Source organism: Actinomadura litoris (genome assembly GCF_009733595.1).
GTDB classification, from domain to species: Bacteria; Actinomycetota; Actinomycetes; order Streptosporangiales; family Streptosporangiaceae; genus Spirillospora; species Spirillospora litoris.
Genome location: NZ_WOFH01000010.1, coordinates 174,262 through 192,378 on the forward strand (window position 1 = coordinate 174,262; position 18,117 = coordinate 192,378).

The following is an 18,117-nucleotide window of genomic DNA, read 5'->3' on the forward strand; positions in this document are numbered from 1 at the left end:
GCAGGCTTTTCGGGAGCGGGTTCTGCGGGGGAGCGTCAGCCGGTCACGTAGAGGGGCTGGTCGAAGGTCCCGGACCCGGCCGTCCTCTCGCCGAGCAGCCGGTAGGTGGCGTTGTAGGTGCCGTCGGGCGGGCAGCCCGGGTCGCTGCCCGCCTGCTTGAGGATCTTGGCGTCCCGCAACCTGAGCTGGGTCTGGTCGTCGTCCGGTACGGGCCGGGAGGCGTTGTCGCGGTTGTAGGCGTCGGCGACGACGTCGGCGCCGTACACGCAGGTTACCGTGGCGCCGCCCAGGCTCACGACGACCCTGGCGCTGAACCCCGCGAACGTGGCGGTGCCGTCCCGGCCGCCGGTGCGGGCGGGGTCGAAGGCGATCGAGCCGCCGGTCCAGGGCAGGTTCGCGCCGGTGATCGTCGCGGGCGCGCTGCCCGTGCAGGGGCCGCCGCCCGTGCTGAAGACCACCTCGCCGACGGACAGGCCGCCGCCGTCCGACCGCACCGACCCGGTCAGCGTCGCCTCCGTGCAGCTCCCGCTGCTCGCCGCGGTGGACATGGTGGCGCTGCCGAGCAGCAGCGCCCGCACGTTGCCCGAGTAGGGGTCGGCGGTGGCGGATCCGGTCCGGACGGTCGTCGACGCGGCCGAGGCGGCTGGGGCGGCTGATGCGGGCGGGGCCGGTGCGGTGAGGGCGACCACGGCCGCCGCGCCGAACACCGCGGCGGCGGCCCTGCGCTGTCTGACTTTTCGCATTTGATCCTCCTTGTCCCTTTTGTGACCTCGTCACGGTAAGCCGGGGCCGTGGCCGGGCGGTGACGCTGCGGCGCCAGATCATTGTGGCCCTACCAGGGCTTGACGGCTGCGCTGGACGAACGTCGAGCGAGGCGGGGAGCACCGCGTTCTTGGGCTAGGTTGGGCGGGACGGGCGCCGAGTCCGCGCCTCTGCGTGATCATCGACGGCACGCGATCGAACCGAGGGAGGGACGGGTGGCCGACACGCGCGACCTCCGCGTCCCGCCGGCACCGGTCGGGCGGCTCGCGAGGCTGGTCGTCATCGCGCTGGGCCTGGTCGGCTTCGTGGCCGCCCCGGCCGGAGCACCCGCCTCCGCGACCTCCGTCACCAGCGTCACCTCCGTCACCTCGGCGGCGGCCAAGGCTCCGGCGCGCGGCCGGACCGCCGACCGCCACCGGGACGGGCACGCCGAGACCACAAACGCCGCCGAGGCCGCCGCCACGGCCGCCGCGCGGCACACCACCGCCGCGCCGCCGCACGTCTCGCACGCGGCCCTGCCCGCGTCCGAACTCCAGGTCGGGCCGCCGCCCGCGTGGCTCGACCGTCCGGCGCGGGCGCCCTCGCGCCCCTCCGCCGCCTTCGGCGACGCGCCGCGCGGCCGATCCCCGCCCGCCTCCACAGGGATCTAGCCGTTCCTGTCCGCGGTGCCGCACGCCCCTCCCGGCGGCGGCGCCGGAGCTCCGTGTGGAGGTCCTCCCCTTGTCTCGCGCCAACGTGGTGCGGGCGGTACTGGCGTTCGCCGTGCTCGCCTCGTCGCTGTTCCTCACCCTGACCAGACCCGCCAAGCTCGGCCTCGACCTGCGCGGCGGCACCCAGATCGTCCTGGAGACGCGGGACTCCCCGGCCGCGAAGGCCGACCGGGAGTCCACCGACCGCGCCCGGGAGGTGCTGCACCGCCGGATCGACGCGCTCGGCGTCGCCGAGTCCTCGATCACCCGGTCCGGCGACCGGCGGCTGATCGTCGAGCTGCCCGACGTCCAGGACCCCTCGCACGCCGCGTCGGTGTTCGGCAGGACCGCACAGCTCACCGCCCATCCCGTCAGCGCTGCGCCGCCGCAGCGGGGGGAGCGGACGATCCAGGACGAGAGCGGCCGTCCGATCACGATCGGGCCCGCCGCGCTCACCGGCGACGGCATCGGCTCGGCGTCCGCGAGCCTCGACCCGCAGGGCCTCGGCGGCTGGGCCGTCGACATCGGCTTCCGCGGCGACGGAGGCCGCACCTGGGAGAGGCTGACCGCCAAGGCCGCCTGCGCGGCCGGGGACGAGCGGCGCGTCGCGATCGTCCTGGACGGACGGGTGATCTCCTCCCCGCAGGTGACCGGGAGCGTCGCCTGCGGGGTCGGGATCACCGGCGGGTCCACCCAGATCACCGGGAACTTCGGCGCGAAGGAGGCCAAGGACCTCGCGGCGCTGGTCGAGGGCGGCGCGCTGCCCGTGCCGGTGACGATCATCGAGCAGCGGGTGGTGGGCCCCACGCTGGGCGAAGCGGCGATCGACGCGAGCGCGCGCGCCGCCGTGATCGGCGTCCTGCTGACCGGGCTGTTCATCGTCGCCGTCTACCGGCTCGTCGGGCTGCTGGCGACCGTCGCGCTCGCCGGGTACGCGCTCATCTCCTACGCCGCGCTCGTCGCGGTCGGCGCCACGCTGACGCTGCCCGGCCTGGCCGGGTTCGTGCTGGCCGTCGGCATGGCGATCGACGCGAACGTGCTGGCGTTCGAGCGGGCCAGGGAGGAGCGCGCCGCGGTGCCCGGGCGGACGCCGCGCGCCGCGCTCGCGATCGGCTTCGACCGGGCCTGGTCGGCGATCGCCGACTCCGCCGTCACGACGCTGCTGGCCGGAGGGCTGCTGTTCTTCCTGGCCTCCGGGCCGGTGAAGGGCTTCGGGGTCACGCTGACGATCGGCGTGCTGGGCTCACTGGTGTCGGCGATGCTGCTCAGCCGCGTGCTCACCGACGCCGCCCTCGCCCGCATGCCCCGGCTCGGCCGCTCGACGGCGGGCGGGCTCGGCGGGGCCGGGCGGATCCGCCGCCTGCTGGAGGAGCGCCGGCCGGACCTGATGCGGCGGCGCGGGCTCTGGCTCGGGGTGTCCGCGCTCGCGGTCGCCCTCGCCGTGACGGGGATCTTCTCGCGCGGCCTGAACTGGGGCGTGGAGTTCACCGGCGGGCGGCTCGTCGAGTACTCCACGTCGCGGCACGTGGACATCGACACCGCGCGCTCCGCCGTCGCCTCGGCCGGGTTCCCGCGCGCCGTCGTGCAGACCTCCGGCGACGACGGCATCTCCGTCCGGACCTCGGGCCTCGACAACGCCCAGGAGAAGCGCGTCCAGGAGGCGCTCGCCGAGAAGGGCGGCACCGCCACCAAGCAGCGCGACGAGCTGATCGGGCCCAGCCTCGGCGGTGAGCTGCGGGTCAAGGCGATGATCGCGCTCGGTGTCGCGCTCGCCGTCCAGCTCGCCTACCTGACGATCCGGTTCCGCTGGAGCTTCGGCGCCGGCGCCGTCCTCGCGATGCTGCACGACGTGCTCGTGGTCACCGGCGTGTTCGCCTGGCTGGGCAAGCCGATCGACGGGGTGTTCCTCGCCGCGCTGCTCACGATCATCGGCTACTCGGTGAACGACTCGGTCGTGGTGTTCGACCGCGTGCGGGAGCTGTGGGGCGCGCGTCCGGGCGCGCCGTTCGCGCAGGTCGCGAACCTGGGCGCGCTCCAGACCGTCCCGCGCACCGTCAACACCGGGATGGGCGCCGTGTTCATCCTGGCGGCGCTCGCGGTGCTCGGCGGCGACTCCCTCACCGACTTCGCGATCGCGCTGCTGGTCGGCATCGGCGTCGGGACCTGGTCCAGCGTCTTCACCGCGACGCCGCTGGCCGTCGTCCTTGAGCGGTTCTCCCGGACGCCGCCGCCCCGGCCGCGCCCGGCCGCGGGCGCGCAGCGGGCCCGGCGCGCCCCGGGGGACTCCGGTGCCGTCGTCTAGGCGCTCACTTCCGGAGGAAGGACCCCTTCGTCGGCTTCCCGACGGTCGCGCCAAGGCAGGCGACCTGGCGGATGTCCGTCGACCAATGGGCCGCCTCGGGGTAGAGCCACAGGATCTGGTCCGGCGAGTGGCGGGGGGAGAACGCCTGCTTCGCGCGTCGGTCGCAGAGCTTCTCGGCCCGGTCCTCGACCGCCTTCTCCCCGGGATAGCGGCCGGCGGGCAGGTTCTGCACCCAGTACACCTCGGTCCAGTGCGGGCGAGCGCAGGACCGGGCCCGCAGGTTCGTGGTCCTGTCGCCCACCTTCCCGAAGCAGTCGCCGAGAACGAACTCCCCGAGAGGTCGGAGAGCCTGGTCCACCGTCTGGGCGAGCGGCGTCGTGAGCGAACCCCGCCCTGTGTAGCGGTACGCGCACAGCACGTCCCGCTCGCCCCTCTTCCAGGCCGCGCCGTCCGGCTGGATCGCGTAGAGATCCAGTTCCTGGGCGAACCGGCTCTTCAGCAGCGCCCGGAGGTTCTTCCGGCACACCTCGGACGCCTGGAGGTTCGCCTCCCGCGCGCCCGGATAGGGACCGTCGGCCAGCCGCGCCTCCGCGACGATCTCGGCGTCGTGCGGACGGGTGCACGGCAACGCGGTCACGAGGCGGTCGCGGCCGCTGTTGTCGACCCCGGTGAAGCAGTCGCCGACCCGCAGCGTCCCGACGAGCACCTTGCCGCTGCCGCGGATGTGCCCCGCCTCGTCCCGGTCGGGTGAGAACAGCGAGCCGACCATCACGGCGACCACGACCACCACGACCACGACCCAGGTGAGGGACGCGACGATGCCGCCGATCGCGAGCCCCCTGCCCTTGTCGCCGTGCCGCCGGATCCGCACCAGCGCGGCGATGCCGAAGCCGATGCCGAACAGCGCCAGCCCGCAGAGCCCGGTGGCGAGCGCGACGATCGCGAGCGGGTCCCTGCGCCGCGGGGCGCCGGGGTCCGGGCCGGGGAAGCCGGGGAACGGGGGTGGAGGGGGTCCGGCCGGGCCAGGGGGAGGAGGCGGCCCGGCCGGACCTGAGGACGGGGGCGAGGGCTCCCCCGGGAGAGCCCAGTCCGCTGGGGGTTCGGGCCTCTCCGAAACGTTGTCAGTATTTGGTGGCATGCTCACGGAGGGACCCTAGCGAGCGCCGCCGGAGGCGGCCTCCATTGACAGTAGTTGACTTCAAGTTGTGATCATTGCCTAGAGTCATTGGTCCGTCACCGCCCGGCCCGGGCGCGGCCCTGTTCAGGCGCGAGCGGGCGGGGGGACGACCGGCTCGCTCAGCCGGCTGCCGCCCTTGGCGGCCGTCACATAGCAGACGACCACGCGGTTGCCCGCCGCCCACGTCTCCGCGCTCGGGTAGCCGAACCAGGTGTCCACCGGCACTCGCGGCCGGTGCTCGCGGAACATGTCCAGGACCCTGCGCATGCACCCCTGGCGGGCCTTCCGCTCGGCGGCCCTGGTGCCCGGGTACCGGCCGCGCGGCAGCGAGAAGCGGTCCATGAGCTGCGCGTCGTGCCGCTTCGCGCAGTCGATGAGGCGCAGGGTCTCCCCGCCCTTCTTCGGCTTGTCGAAGCAGTCGCCGGTCCGGAGTTCGTCCCATATCCGCACCCGGTAGCCGAGGGCGCTCACCGGCCCGGTGAGCCGGAAGGTCTGCGGCCCGGCGACCGCGCACCGCACGGTGCGGTCGCGCGGCCAGGCGTCCCGCTGCGGAGAGAGCGTGATCACCTCTCCGTCCTCGACCGGCACGCGGGTGTGGAAGCGCTGCCGCACGTGCCGGTCGCAGCCCGCGCGGCCGGTCTCGCCCACCTCGGCCTGGCCGGGCCAGGGGCCGTCCGGCAGGTCGAAGGCGAGGACGACCTCCGCCTCGTGCGGGCGGTCGCACGCGATGATCGCGGTGTCGGGGACCTCCCGGCCGCTTGGGAGGTCGAAGCACTCGCCGACCCTGGGATAGGGCTGGACGCGCGCCGCGTCCCCGGCGGCGGTCGGGTCCGCCACGTCCAGCGTGGTCAGGACCGCCGCGAACACCGCCGCGACCACCACCCAGGACAGGGCCGCGGCGAGGCCGCCGACGACCAGCGCCCGGCCGCGCTCGCCGGTGCGCCGGATCCGGACGAGCGCGGCGATCGCGAACACCACCGTGAGGACGACCAGCCCGAGGACCCCGGTGACGATCGTGGTGATCGCCAGCTTGCTCGTCGGACGGTCCAGGGGCGGTAGCCCCGTCCCGTAGGGGTGCCCCTCCGGCTCGGGCCACCGCGCCGCTCCCGGCATCAGGGGCGGCATGGTCGCGTCGGCCGGGGGCGGCGGGGCCACCGGGGCCCAGGCCGGGGCGGGGTGAGGCGGGGGCTCCTCGGAGGGCGGGTCGTCGTTCGGTGGCGTGATCACGTCCGGGACGGTAACCAGGGCGTCCGACAAAAGCGGCATTGTCCGCAAAGTCCGTAGTCAAGTTGTGATCATGGAACGTGCCAGGTGACGCGCCGCCGGTCGCCGTTCACCCGATGATGATCTCCACTCCTCCGGCCGGACACCCGGCACTGGTGATCTTCTCCAGATTCGTCCCATTGCTGCGGAAGGTTTACTTGTGTCTCGTTCGTCCCGATGGTTGGGCCTGCCGGCCCTGGTCGCGCTCGCGGCCGGCACGGCGGTCCCCGCCGCGCACGCAGGGCAGGCGGCCCCCGTCGACGTCCAGCTCCTCTCCATCACCGACTTCCACGGCTACCTCCAGCCCTACAACGACGCCGCGAACGGCGAGGTGCAGCTCCCGGACGGCACGAAGATCAAGGTGGGCGGCGCCGCGTACAACGCCGCGCACCTCAAGCGGCTGCGCGAGGGCCGGCGCAACTCGATCCTGTTCTCGGTCGGGGACAACTTCAGCGGCTGGCCGTTCGAGGTCGACGCCTTCCGCGACGAGCCCACCGTCGAGGTCCTCAACAAGCTCGGCATCCGGTTCTCGGCGACCGGCAACCACGAGCTGGACGTGTCCGCCGGGTTCCTCAAGGACCACATGGAGCGCGGCCGCTGCTTCGGCGAGGTGAACGTCGACAGCTGCTTCACCGACTCGACCGGCAAGCGGTTCCGGGGCGCGCGGTTCCCCTTCCTCAGCGGCAACATCGTCAGCGCCCGGTCGGGCCGGCCGATCCTGCCGCCCTACAACATCGAGTGGGTGCGCGGCGACCGCGGCCGCAGGATGCCGGTCGGGTTCATCAACCTGACCGTCCCCGACACGCCCGTCGGCTCGACCTCCTACCAGCCCGACCTGCGCGCGCTCCCGCTGCTGGAGACCGCGAACCGGTACGCGGCGGAGCTGAGGCGGCAGGGCGTGCGGGCGATCGTCGCCAACGTCCACGACGGCGGCACGGCGGACGGCGCGGGCTTCAACGGCTGCAACAACCCCCGGGGCCCGGTCATCGACTTCGCCAGGCAGGCGTCCCCCGAGATCGACGCGATCTTCACCGGGCACTGGCACGCCGGGTTCAACTGCGTGCTCCCCGACCCGGCGGGCGCCCCCCGCCCGGTGATCGAGGGCCTCAACCACGGCCGCCTGATCAGCGAGATCGACCTGCGGCTCGACCGGAGCGGCGAGGTGCTGCGGGGCGAGAGCAGGGCCGTCAACCACCCCGTGACCCGCGACGTCCCCGCCGACCCCGAGGTGAAGAGGATCGCCGACTACTGGACGGCGCGCGGCGCCCAGCGGTTCGCCGAGCCCGTCGCCCGGCAGAAGGGCGACTTCACCCGGACGCAGAACGCCCAGGGCGAGAGCACCATGGGCGACCTGGCGGCCGACGTCCAGTACTGGACGGCCGGGCGGTCCCGGAAGGGCCGCGCCGACCTCGCCCTCGTCGCGACCAGGCCGCGTACGGGCTCCAACGCCGTCTCCCGCGACCTGCCCTACGCCAAGGGGACCGGCGCCGGTGACGAGGACGGCCGCGTGACGTTCGGCGAGGCGTGGAACGCCTACGGGTACGGCAATCCGGTCCTGACCGTCTCGGTGACCGGCGAGCAGATCCACCAGGCCCTGGAGCAGCAGTGGCAGGGCGGGAAGTTCGCGCCGTTCGCGGTGTCCGGGAACGTCCGGTACCGGTACGACGCGTCCCGTCCGGAGGGCGACCGCGTGAACCCCGCGGACGTCAGCGTCGGCGGCCGCCCGCTCGACCCGGCGCGCCGGTACCGGCTGGCCGCGCTCGCCTACACGCTGATCGGCGCGGACGGCTACACCGCGTTCACCGGGTTCGGGGACGCCTACCGCAACGAGCTGCCCGACCGCGAGGCGTTCATCGCCTACCTCAAGGCGAAGGGCACCATCGAGCCCGCGCCCCTGGACCGCGTCACCGCGGGTTGAGTCGATCCCCGTGGCCGGGGGACGCACCCGGCCACGGACCGGCCGCCGCTCAGGCGAGCGGCGGCTGGTGCTCCTCGCTCTCCGCCATGATGACCTGCATCACCGCGTTGATCAGCGCCAGATGCGTGAACGCCTGCGGGAAGTTGCCGAGGTGCCGCCCGGTGTGCGGGTCGATCTCCTCGGCGTACAGCTGCAGCGGGCTCGCGTAGGAGAGCAGCTTCTCGCACAATGCCCGCGCCCGCTCCAGCTCACCGATCATCACCAGCGTGCTGACCAGCCAGAACGAGCAGATCGTGAACGTGCCCTCCTCCGACTCGAAGCCGTCGTCGGTCTCGGTCGCCCGGTACCGCAGGACGAGGTCGTCCTCCGACAGCTCGTCGGCGATCGCGAGCACGGTCTCGCGCACCCGCTTGTCGTCGGCGGGCAGGAACCCCAGCAGCGGGATCAGCAGCGCCGACGCGTCCAGCGTCGTCGCCCCGTAGTGCGCGGTGAACACGCCCCGCTCGTCGAGCGCGTTGGCGAGCACGTCGGCGTGGATCTCATCGGCCGCGTCCTGCCAGCGGACCGCCCGGTCCTGGTCGCCGCGCACCCGCGCGAGCCGCGCGCCGCGCTCGGCCGCCACCCAGCAGAAGATCTTGGACGAGGTGAAGTGCTGCGGCTCCCCGCGCACCTCCCACATGCCGCAGTCCGGGATCCTCCAGTTGGCGAGGGCGTCCTCGACCTGCTTGACGACGATCTTCCAGAGCCGGTCGTCGAGCCGGTCGCGCTTGCGCACGAACAGGTAGATGGAGCCGATGATCGCGCCCCACACGTCGTGCTGCGCCTGCATGTACGCCTCGTTGCCGATGCGCACCGGGCGGGCGTTGTCGTAGCCGGACAGGTGCTCCAGCGTCGACTCGGGCAGCTCCTCCCGCCCGTCCAGCCCGTACATGATCTGGAGCTTGCCCTCGGCCGCCTCGGCGACGTCGGTGATGAAGTAGAAGAAGTCGTTGGCCTCCCAGTCGTAGCCGAGCGTGTAGAACGCCCACAGCGCCATCGTGGAGTCGCGGATCCAGGTGTAGCGGTAGTCCCAGTTCCGGTCCCCGCCCGGCGTCTCGGGCAGCGACGTCGTCGCGGCGGCGGCCACCGCCCCCGACGGCGCGAACGTCAGCCCCTTCAGCGTCAGCGCGCTGCGCTGCAGGTGGCTGCGCCACGGATGGTCGGGGAAGCGGCCCCGGTCCAGCCAGTGCTGCCAGTGGTGGACGGTCCAGACGAGCCGCTCCTGCGCGTCCTCGTAGCTGGAGGGCGCCTCGTGCTCGCTCCACGACAGCGCCACGAACCGCGCCTCGCCCTGCTTGAGCAGCGTCCTGGACGTGGCGAGCGACCCCTCGAAACCGACGTTCATGTCGGTGGTGAGCCGCAGCCCGATCCCGTTCCCGCGCGCGACCGCCTCGTGGTAGCCCGAGCCGGTGTGCTCCCAGCGCGCGGGCGTCTGCCCGTAGTCGAAGACCGGCATGCAGTCGAGCCGGACCTGGACCTGCCCGTTCACGCACCGCACCATCCGCAGCAGGACGTGGTCGGCGTCGTAGTCGGTGGGCGCCCTGCGGTGGGTGTGGGAGCGCTCCGTCTCGTGATGCCAGGGCCCCATGAGCAGGGCGTCGGTCACCACCAGCCACCCGCCGTGCACCCACCACGTGGTCTCCATCACCATCGTGCCGGGTATGTAGCGCTGCGCGGCGGGAACCTCCACACCGGCCGGGCCGACCCGGAAGTACCCGGCGTCCCGGTCCAGGATGGAACCGAACACGCTGGGCGAGTCCATCCGCGGCAGGCACATCCACTCGATGTTGCCGCTCGGGGCGACCAGCGCGGTCGTCTCGCAGTCGGACAGGAACCCGAAATCGGCGATGGGGGCGAACGGATCTCCCGCCCGGCCACCCGCGACCTTCGGCCTCACGACCTCACCTCCCTGATCCATCATTCCCTCTCTAGCGCGATGCGTACGCCACGGCGGGCGGGGGTGCCCCCTCGCCCGTCCTGCCGTCCGACCGCGGCTTCCCCGCCCGTCCCGGCAACCGTCCCGGTGGACTGGATTAGACCACTATCCGGCCTCTGAGCTGGGCAGACGCGCTGCCGAGGACGGGGCGCCGAGCAAGACCCGACATCGCGGGTACAGTCCGGGCAAACAGGGCAGCGGACCGTCCGCCGCCTGGGGAAACGCCGTCGCCTGCGCAGACACCGTCGCCTGGGGAGTCGCGACGGCGGCCGTCCCCGGGGGAGCGGGGTCCGGCACTGCCGCTGGGTGGAACCGGAGCGAGAAGGAGCTCCCCGTGGCGAAGTTCGTGTACGACTTCACTGAGGGAAACAAGGACCTCAAGGATCTGCTGGGAGGCAAGGGCGCCAACCTGGCCGAGATGACCAACCTCGGCCTGCCGGTCCCTCCCGGATTCACGATCACCGCGGAGGCGTGCCGGCACTACCTCGCGCACGGGTCGCCGCCCGAGGGGCTGGCGGACGAGGTGGACCGGCACCTCGCCGCGCTGGAGCGGGCGATGGGCAAGCGGCTCGGCCACCCCGACGACCCGCTGCTGGTCAGCGTGCGGTCGGGGGCCAAGTTCAGCATGCCGGGGATGATGGAGACCGTCCTCAACGTCGGGCTGAACGACGAGTCGGTGCGCGGCCTCGCCGCCCAGTCGGGCGACGAGCGGTTCGCGTGGGACTCCTACCGGCGGCTGATCCAGATGTTCGGCAAGACCGTCCTCGGCATCGACGGCGACCTCTTCGAGGACGCGGTCGAGGACGTCAAGGAGGCCCGCGGCACCAAGGACGACGCCGACCTGCTCGCGGAGGACTACCGCGAGCTCGTCGGGCGCTTCAAGGGCATCGTGCGCGACCGGGCGGGACGGGAGTTCCCCGCTGACCCGCGCGAGCAGATGGACCTCGCCGTCGCCGCCGTGTTCGACTCCTGGAACGCCCCCCGCGCGATCCTGTACCGCCGCCAGGAGCGCATCCCCGTCGACCTCGGCACCGCCGTGAACATCTGCTCGATGGTCTTCGGCAACCTCGGCGCGGACTCGGGGACGGGCGTCGCCTTCACCCGCGACCCCGCGACCGGGCAGCAGGGCGTCTACGGCGACTACCTCCAGAACGCGCAGGGCGAGGACGTCGTCGCCGGCATCCGCAACACGGTGCCGCTGACCGAGCTGGAGCGCATCGACAGGGACTCCTACGACCGCCTCCTGGAGATCATGGAGACGCTGGAGAACCACTACCGCGACATGTGCGACATCGAGTTCACGATCGAGCGCGGCAAGCTGTGGATGCTCCAGACCCGGGTCGGCAAGCGCACCGCCGGCGCCGCGTTCCGCATCGCCTGCCAGCTCCTCGACCAGGGCCTCATCGACGTGGACGAGGCGACCCGCCGCGTCACCGGCGGCCAGCTCGCCCAGCTCATGTTCCCGCGCTTCGCCACCGGCGAGGAGGTCGGCGACGTCACCAGGCTGACCAAGGGCATGAACGCCTCGCCCGGCGCCGCCGTCGGCAAGGCCGTGTTCACCTCCGAGCGGGCCGTGGAGCTGGCCGGGCGCGGCGAGGACGTCATCCTCGTCCGCCGCGAGACCAACCCCGACGACCTCGCCGGGATGGTCGCGGCCAAGGGCGTGCTGACCTCCCGGGGCGGCAAGACCTCGCACGCCGCCGTCGTCGCGCGCGGCATGGGCAAGACGTGCGTCTGCGGCGCCGAGGAGCTGGACGTGGACGTCAAGGCGGGGCGCTTCACCGCGCCCGGCGGCGTCACCGTGGGGGAGGGCGAGGTGATCTCCATCGACGGCTCGTCCGGCGAGGTCTACCTCGGCGAGGTGCCCGTGGAGGACTCTCCCGTCGTCCGCTACTTCGAGGGCGGGCTGACCGCGGCGGGCGGCGGCGAGCTGGTCGAGGCCGTCGACCGGATCATGGCGCACGCCGACGCGCGGGCCGCGCTGAAGGTCCGCGCGAACGCCGACAACCCCGAGGACTCCGCCCGCGCCCGCCGCTTCGGCGCCGCCGGGATCGGGCTCTGCCGCACCGAGCACATGTTCCTCGGCGACCGCCGGCGGCTCGTGGAGAAGCTGATCCTCGCCGAGGACGACGCCGGCCGCCGGGCGGCGCTGGACGCCCTCGAACCGCTCCAGCGGCAGGACTTCGAGGGCATCTTCGAGGCCATGGACGGGCTGCCGGTCACGATCCGGCTCATCGACCCGCCGCTGCACGAGTTCCTCCCCGACATCACCGAGCTGTCGGTCAGGGTGGCCCTCGCCGGGGACGGCGCGGACCCGCAGGACCGGAGACTGCTCGACGCAGTCAACCGACTGCACGAACAGAACCCTATGTTGGGACTGCGGGGTGTGCGCCTGGGTTTGGCGATTCCCGGGCTGTTCTCGATGCAGGTTCGAGCGATAGCCGAGGCCGCGGCGTCGCGGCGGCGGGTGGGCGGCGACCCCCGTCCGGAGATCATGATCCCGCTCGTGGGCGCCGTGCAGGAGCTGGAGGCCGTCCGCGAGGAGGCCCGCGCCATTTTGGACGAGGTGCGCGACGCCACCGGGGTCGACGTCCCGGCGCTGATCGGCACGATGATCGAGCTGCCCAGGGCCGCGCTGACCGCCGGGCAGATCGCCGAGGCCGCCGAGTTCTTCTCCTTCGGCACCAACGACCTCACGCAGACGACCTGGGGCTTCTCCCGCGACGACGTCGAGGCCGCGTTCTTCTCCCGCTACCTGGAGCTCGGCATCTTCGGCGTGTCGCCGTTCGAGACCCTCGACCGCGACGGCGTCGGGCGGCTCGTCCGCATCGCCGCCGAGGAGGGCCGCAGGGCGCGGCCCGGGATCAAGCTCGGGATCTGCGGCGAGCACGGCGGCGACCCCGACTCCGTCCACTTCTGCCACGAGGTCGGGCTGGACTACGTGTCCTGCTCGCCGTTCCGCATCCCGGTCGCCCGGCTGGAGGCGGGCCGCGCGGCGATCGAGGCGGCGGCCGCGGGGGCGGGCGGAGCCTCCGGGGGCGGCGACAGCCGCTAGCCGATCGGGCGTGTCGTCCCCGTGCGCCTCCGGCGCCGGGAACGGAATGTGGCGGGGACGACACGCCGGACTTGTGAACTTCGCACGCGCGGCGGACCATCTCACTAACGTGGCCGATGCGATGACGGTGGAAATGGGGTTGCCGGACCTGGAGCCGGACGACGAGGACGTACGCCCGCGCGGCGAGGCCGACCACGGTTCCGAGGGCGACGGGGCACCCGCCGGGCGGCGCAGGCGCCCGCTCTGGGTCACGGTGCCGCTGGCCGTCATCGCCGGGATCGTCGCCATCGCCGTGCTGACGCCGCTGACCGTCGCCGCGCGGGTCTGGTACCAGGCCCGCCAGGACGAGCGGCCCCGCTCCGACGCGATCATCGTGCTCGGCGCCGCGCAGTACAACGGCGTCCCGTCCCCGACGCTGCAATGGCGGCTCCAGCACGCCCTCGACCTCTACCGCGCCGGCGTGGCGCCCGCGATCGTCACCGTGGGCGGCAAGGCGCCCGGCGACAACTTCACCGAGGCCGAGTCCGGCCGGAAGTGGCTGATCCGCAAGGGCGGCGTCCCGGCCTCCAAGGTCGTCGCGGTGCCGGTCGGGCGCGACACGCTGGAGAGCTTCAAGGCGGTCGGCAAGGAGTTCGAGCGGCTGCACTGGTCGTCCGGCGTGATCGTCACCGACCCCTGGCACGGGCTGCGCTCCAAGCGGATGGCCGAGGACAACGGCATCCACGCCGCCGCGTCGCCCACCCGCAGCGGCCCGAGCGTCCAGACCCGCGACACCCAGTTCCAGTACATCGTGCGGGAGACGGGCGGCTACCTGTCCTACGTCCTGCTGGGCAAGAGCGTGAAGACGCCCAGCGAGACCATCAAGATCATCCACGGTGACCCGACGGCGCCCGCGTCGCCCGGCGGGTCGCCCACCGGGACGCCGAGTCCCTGACACGGTGGCCTTTCCCGATCGCCACCCCGCCGTCACGGCCCGGTCCTATCCTTGAGGCACATGACCGATCAAGCGGGTACTGGACGAGTATGACCGACCAAGCTGAGCGCGGCCGCGGCTACTCGGCGGGCGACCGGCGGCGGTGGGCGCCCGAGCCCGCCAAGCGCCGCGACCGGACCGCGTTCGAGCGCGACCGCGCCCGCGTCCTGCACAGCGCCGCGCTGCGCAGGCTCGCCGCCAAGACCCAGGTCGCCTCGCCCGGCGCCGACGCGGGCGCCGACACCGTGCAGAGCCTGCGCACCCGGCTGACCCACTCGCTGGAGTGCGCGCAGGTGGGCCGGGAGCTCGGCAAGTCCCTCGGCTGCGACCCCGACCTCGTCGAGACCGCGTGCCTGTCCCACGACATCGGGCATCCGCCGTTCGGGCACAACGGCGAGTTCGCGCTCGACATCGTCGCCCGCGACTGCGGCGGGTTCGAGGGCAACGCGCAGAGCCTGCGCGTCCTGACCCGGCTGGAGCCCAAGTCGTTCGCGCCGGACGGCCCGCCCCTGCACGGCCGCAGCGTCGGCCTCAACCTCACCCGCGCCGCCCTGGACGCGGCGATGAAGTACCCGTGGGCGCAGGACGAGGCGGTCAACGGCAAGTTCGGCGTGTACGACGACGACCGCGACGTCGCCGCCTGGGTCCGGGAGGGCGCCCCCGAGGGCCGCCCGTGCTTCGAGGCGCAGGTCATGGACTGGAGCGACGACGTCGCCTACTCCGTCCACGACCTGGAGGACGCGCTGGTCGCCGGGCACATCGACTTCGCGCGGCTCGCCGACCCCGCCGAGCGGCGCCTGGTCGCCGCCACCGCCACCAAGCTGTACTGCGCCGACGCCGACCTCGCGGAGCTGGAGGAGCGGTTCACGACGCTGCTCGCCGAGCCGTACTGGCCCGACCGCTACGACGGCACCCCGCGCAGCCTCGCCGCCCTCAAGAACCTCACCAGCACGCTCATCGGGCGGTTCTGCCTCGCCGCCGAGACCGCGACCCGGGAGGCCTACGGCCCCCGCCCGCTCACCCGGTACGCGGCGCAGCTGATCGTCCCGCGCGCGCAGCGGCTGGAGAACGCCCTGCTCAAGGGCATCACGGCGCACTACGTGTGGATCAGCCACGAGGAGGTCAGGGCCCGGCAGCGGACGCTGGTCACCGAGCTGGCCGAGATGATGGTCGCCGGGGCGCCCGAGACCCTCGACGCCGGGTTCCGGGAGGCGTTCACCGCCGCGGCCGACGACGCCGCCCGGCTGCGCGCCGTCATCGACCAGATCGCCTCGCTGACCGATCTCTCGGCGGTCGCCCGGCACGCCATGCTCGGCGGCGAGACCCCGCTGAGCTAGCGTGGAAGGCGCCGGGGCGCACGCTCCGGCACGCGGACGATGACTCTCGTCTCAGCTCAGAGGCCGCTGTAGGGACGACGCAGTAGGGCAGTCCGGATGAGAAGGGGTCACCTACAGGAGGTCGTCATGCCCGAGGGGACGTTCGTCATCGCAGGCGCCGGCCTGGCCGGGGCCAAGGCGGCCGAGACGCTCCGCGAGGAGGGCTTCGCCGGACGGGTGGTGCTGGTCGGCGAGGAGATCGAGCGCCCCTACGAGCGGCCCCCGCTGTCCAAGGGCTTCCTCCTCGACAAGGAACCGCGCGACAAGGCCCACGTCCACGAGGCCGACTGGTACGACAAGCACGACGTCGAGCTGCGGCTCGGCGTCGCGGTCGCCTCCATCGACCCGGCCGCGCACGAGGTGCGGCTGTCGACCAAGGAGCCGGTGGGCTACGACAAGCTGCTGCTGGCGACCGGCGCCTCCCCGCGGCGCCTGGAGGTCCCCGGCGCCAGGCTCCAGGGCATCCACTACCTGCGCAGCATGGCCGACTCGGCCGCGCTGAAGCAGGCGATCGCGCACGGCGGCCGCCGCGTGGTCGTCGCCGGGGCCGGCTGGATCGGGCTGGAGACCGCCGCCGCGGCGCGCGCCTACGGCAACGACGTGACGGTGATCGAGCCGGAGCCCGCCCCGCTGCACGCCTCCGTCGGCCCCGAGATCGGCGGGATGTTCGCCGCGCTGCACCGCGAGCACGGCGTCGACCTGCGGCTCGACCAGGGCGTCGCCGGGTTCTGGGGCGCGGGGCAGGTGTCGGCGGTCGTCACCTCGGGCGGCGCCGAGATCCCGGCGGACGTGGTGATCGTCGGCATCGGCGTCCGGCCCAACACCCGGCTCGCGGAGGAGGCGGGCCTGGAGGTCTCCGACGGCGTGCTCGTCGACGCCTCGCTCCGCACGTCCGACCCCGACGTCCACGCCGCCGGGGACGTCGCCAACGCCTACAACCCGCTGCTCGGCCGCCGGGTCCGGGTCGAGCACTGGGCGAACGCGCTGAACGGCGGCCCCGCCGCCGCGCGCGCCATGCTCGGGCGGGACGTCAGCTACGACCGCGTCCCCTACTTCTTCTCCGACCAGTACGACCTGGGCATGGAGATGTCGGGGGTCGCCTCGCCCGGCGAGTACGACGAGGTCGTCCACCGGGGGGACGTCGAGGGCCGCGAGTTCATCGCGTTCTGGCTGTCGGGCGGCCGGGTGGTCGGCGGCATGAACGTCAACGTGTGGGACGTGACCGGCGACGTCCAGGCCCTGATCCGCTCCGGCCAGGCCGTCGACAAGGCCCGCCTGACCGACCCCGGAACGCCCCTCGCCGACCTGGTCCCGTAGTTCTCTTCGAGGGTCCGGCTCCGCGGACTCCGCTTTCCGGTGGGCTCTACCTGAGGCGATGATCTTTTTCGTCCGGGACCGGTTCCGCGCGGGAGCCGGGGCACGTAGGGTCGGCCGGGTGGTGACGGAGGAGATCGCGCCGCCCGTCCGGGCACGGGTCGCGGTGACGGTGGCGTTCACCGTCCACGGGCTGATCGGGGTCACCTGGGTCCCCCGGATCCCCCAGATCAAGGAGAACCTCGGGCTGGGCGAGGGCGCGATGGGCGTCGCGCTGCTCGGCGCGCCCGTCGGGGTCGCCATCGCCGTCCGGTTCACCGGGTCGCTCGTCGCCCGCCTGGGCAGCCGCACGACGACGCTGCTGGGCGGGTTCGCGGGGGCGCTGTCGCTCATCCCGCTCGGGCTCGCCTGGAACCTCGGCGCGCTGCTGTTCGCCCTGCTGCTGTTCGGGGCCGCGCTCGGCGTGATGGACGTGGCCATGAACGCCCAGGGCGTCGCCGTCGAACGCGACTACGGGCGGCCCCTGATGTCGGGCATGCACGGCTGGTTCAGCATCGGGACCCTCGTGGCCGCCCTCGTGGGCTCCGCCGCGGCGCACGCCCACGTCCCGGTCGCGGCGCATCTCCCCGCGGCGACGGTCGTCCTGGCGGTGGTCCTGCTGGTCGGCTGCCGGAATCTGCTGGATCGTTCCGCCGACCTCGTGCCCGAGGCACCGCCGGCCGCGACCGGCGGTGATCCGCCCGGCCCGGCCCGCAGGTGGCTGCTCCTGACGCTCGGGATCATCGGCCTGTGCTCCTTCGTCGGCGAGGGCGCCATGGCCGACTGGAGCGCGATCTACCTGCGGGAGAACCTCGGCACCGGGCCCGGGACCGCGGGGCTCGGCTTCGCCGGCTGCGCGGTCGCCATGACCCTCGGGCGGCTCACCGGGGACCGGGTCGTCGCGCGGTTCGGTCCCGTCCGGGTGATGCGCGCCGGGTCGCTGCTCGCCGCCGGCGGCCTCGCCCTCGGGCTCGCCGCCCACGACCCGGTCGCCGCCGTGGCCGGGTTCACGCTGTTCGGGCTCGGTGTCGCCGTCGTCGCGCCCGTCACCTTCAGCGCCGCCGGGAACGTGCCCGGCGTCCCCGCCGCGACCGGCATCTCCCGCGTCACCGCCATCGGCTACGGCGGGCTGCTCGGCGGGCCGCCCGTCATCGGCTTCGTCGCGCAGGGCGTCGGGCTCGGCTGGGCGCTGGCCGTCCCGGTCGCGCTCGTCGGCCTGATATTCCTGCTGGCCCCGGCCGCCGCCACCGCCGGCGGCTGATCTTTTGCCCGGG

12 protein-coding genes are annotated in these 18,117 nt (G+C 73.5%); 8 read left to right on the forward strand and 4 right to left on the reverse strand.

The features are described from left to right. Positions 1-35: 35 nt before the first annotated feature. Positions 36-743, reverse strand: coding sequence for a hypothetical protein (locus GNZ18_RS26755; protein WP_156219308.1), 708 nt, complete (start codon positions 741-743; stop codon positions 36-38). 234 nt (positions 744-977) lie between these two features. On the opposite strand from GNZ18_RS26755, the gene GNZ18_RS26760 reads away from it, so the two are divergent. Beyond that, the gene (locus tag GNZ18_RS26760; protein WP_156219309.1) at positions 978-1,412 is read left to right on the forward strand and encodes a hypothetical protein; all 435 of its coding nucleotides are present in this window, start codon (positions 978-980) and stop codon (positions 1,410-1,412) included. A 70-nt stretch (positions 1,413-1,482) separates the two neighbouring features. Beyond that, positions 1,483-3,753: a protein translocase subunit SecD gene (secD, locus tag GNZ18_RS26765; protein WP_156219310.1), complete on the forward strand. Its 2,271-nt coding sequence runs from the start codon at positions 1,483-1,485 to the stop codon at positions 3,751-3,753. 4 nt (positions 3,754-3,757) lie between these two features. On the opposite strand, the gene GNZ18_RS26770 is transcribed toward secD, so the two are convergent. Both GNZ18_RS26770 and GNZ18_RS26775 read right to left on the reverse strand, forming a co-directional pair. Then, on the reverse strand, positions 3,758-4,891 hold the full coding sequence (locus tag GNZ18_RS26770) for a DUF4190 domain-containing protein (protein WP_246250503.1): 1,134 nt from the start codon (positions 4,889-4,891) through the stop codon (positions 3,758-3,760). Positions 4,892-5,014: 123 nt separating this feature from the next. Continuing rightward, positions 5,015-6,157 carry a DUF4190 domain-containing protein gene (locus GNZ18_RS26775; protein WP_156219312.1) on the reverse strand — a complete coding sequence of 381 codons (1,143 nt, stop codon included), beginning with the start codon at positions 6,155-6,157 and terminating at the stop codon, positions 5,015-5,017. Between the two features lie 196 nt (positions 6,158-6,353). Here GNZ18_RS26775 and GNZ18_RS43285 point away from each other — a divergent pair, with 196 nt between their 5' ends. Continuing rightward, complete coding sequence (locus tag GNZ18_RS43285; RefSeq protein ID WP_214617632.1) at positions 6,354-8,111, forward strand: bifunctional metallophosphatase/5'-nucleotidase; 1,758 nt, start codon at positions 6,354-6,356, stop codon at positions 8,109-8,111. 49 nt (positions 8,112-8,160) lie between these two features. Here the strand turns inward: GNZ18_RS43285 and GNZ18_RS26785 are convergent, their stop codons facing one another. Continuing rightward, entirely contained in the window at positions 8,161-10,047 is a 1,887-nt protein-coding gene (locus tag GNZ18_RS26785) for a glycoside hydrolase family 15 protein (protein WP_308166020.1), read from the reverse strand. 373 nt (positions 10,048-10,420) lie between these two features. Between GNZ18_RS26785 and ppdK the strand changes: the two genes are divergently transcribed. From ppdK to GNZ18_RS26810, 5 genes are all read left to right on the forward strand, one after another. Next, positions 10,421-13,141, forward strand: coding sequence for a pyruvate, phosphate dikinase (ppdK, locus tag GNZ18_RS26790; protein ID WP_312874758.1), 2,721 nt, complete (start codon positions 10,421-10,423; stop codon positions 13,139-13,141). Positions 13,142-13,274: 133 nt separating this feature from the next. Continuing rightward, the gene (locus GNZ18_RS26795; protein WP_246250461.1) at positions 13,275-14,075 is read left to right on the forward strand and encodes a YdcF family protein; all 801 of its coding nucleotides are present in this window, start codon (positions 13,275-13,277) and stop codon (positions 14,073-14,075) included. An 89-nt stretch (positions 14,076-14,164) separates the two neighbouring features. Beyond that, on the forward strand, positions 14,165-15,451 hold the full coding sequence (locus GNZ18_RS26800) for a deoxyguanosinetriphosphate triphosphohydrolase (RefSeq protein WP_156219315.1): 1,287 nt from the start codon (positions 14,165-14,167) through the stop codon (positions 15,449-15,451). 126 nt (positions 15,452-15,577) lie between these two features. Next, positions 15,578-16,807, forward strand: coding sequence for an NAD(P)/FAD-dependent oxidoreductase (locus tag GNZ18_RS26805; protein ID WP_156219316.1), 1,230 nt, complete (start codon positions 15,578-15,580; stop codon positions 16,805-16,807). Positions 16,808-16,925: 118 nt separating this feature from the next. Next, positions 16,926-18,104 carry an MFS transporter gene (locus tag GNZ18_RS26810; RefSeq protein ID WP_312874759.1) on the forward strand — a complete coding sequence of 393 codons (1,179 nt, stop codon included), beginning with the start codon at positions 16,926-16,928 and terminating at the stop codon, positions 18,102-18,104. Positions 18,105-18,117 lie beyond the last annotated feature (13 nt).

Coding starts and splice junctions, on each gene's coding strand:
- GNZ18_RS26755 (WP_156219308.1), bottom strand. CDS start 743: ATGCGAAAAGTCAGACAGCGCAGGGCCGCCGCCGCGGTGTTCGGCGCG.
- GNZ18_RS26770 (WP_246250503.1), bottom strand. CDS start 4,891: ATGCCACCAAATACTGACAACGTTTCGGAGAGGCCCGAACCCCCAGCG.
- GNZ18_RS26795 (WP_246250461.1), top strand. CDS start 13,275: ATGGGGTTGCCGGACCTGGAGCCGGACGACGAGGACGTACGCCCGCGC.
- GNZ18_RS26800 (WP_156219315.1), top strand. CDS start 14,165: ATGACCGACCAAGCTGAGCGCGGCCGCGGCTACTCGGCGGGCGACCGG.
- GNZ18_RS26805 (WP_156219316.1), top strand. CDS start 15,578: ATGCCCGAGGGGACGTTCGTCATCGCAGGCGCCGGCCTGGCCGGGGCC.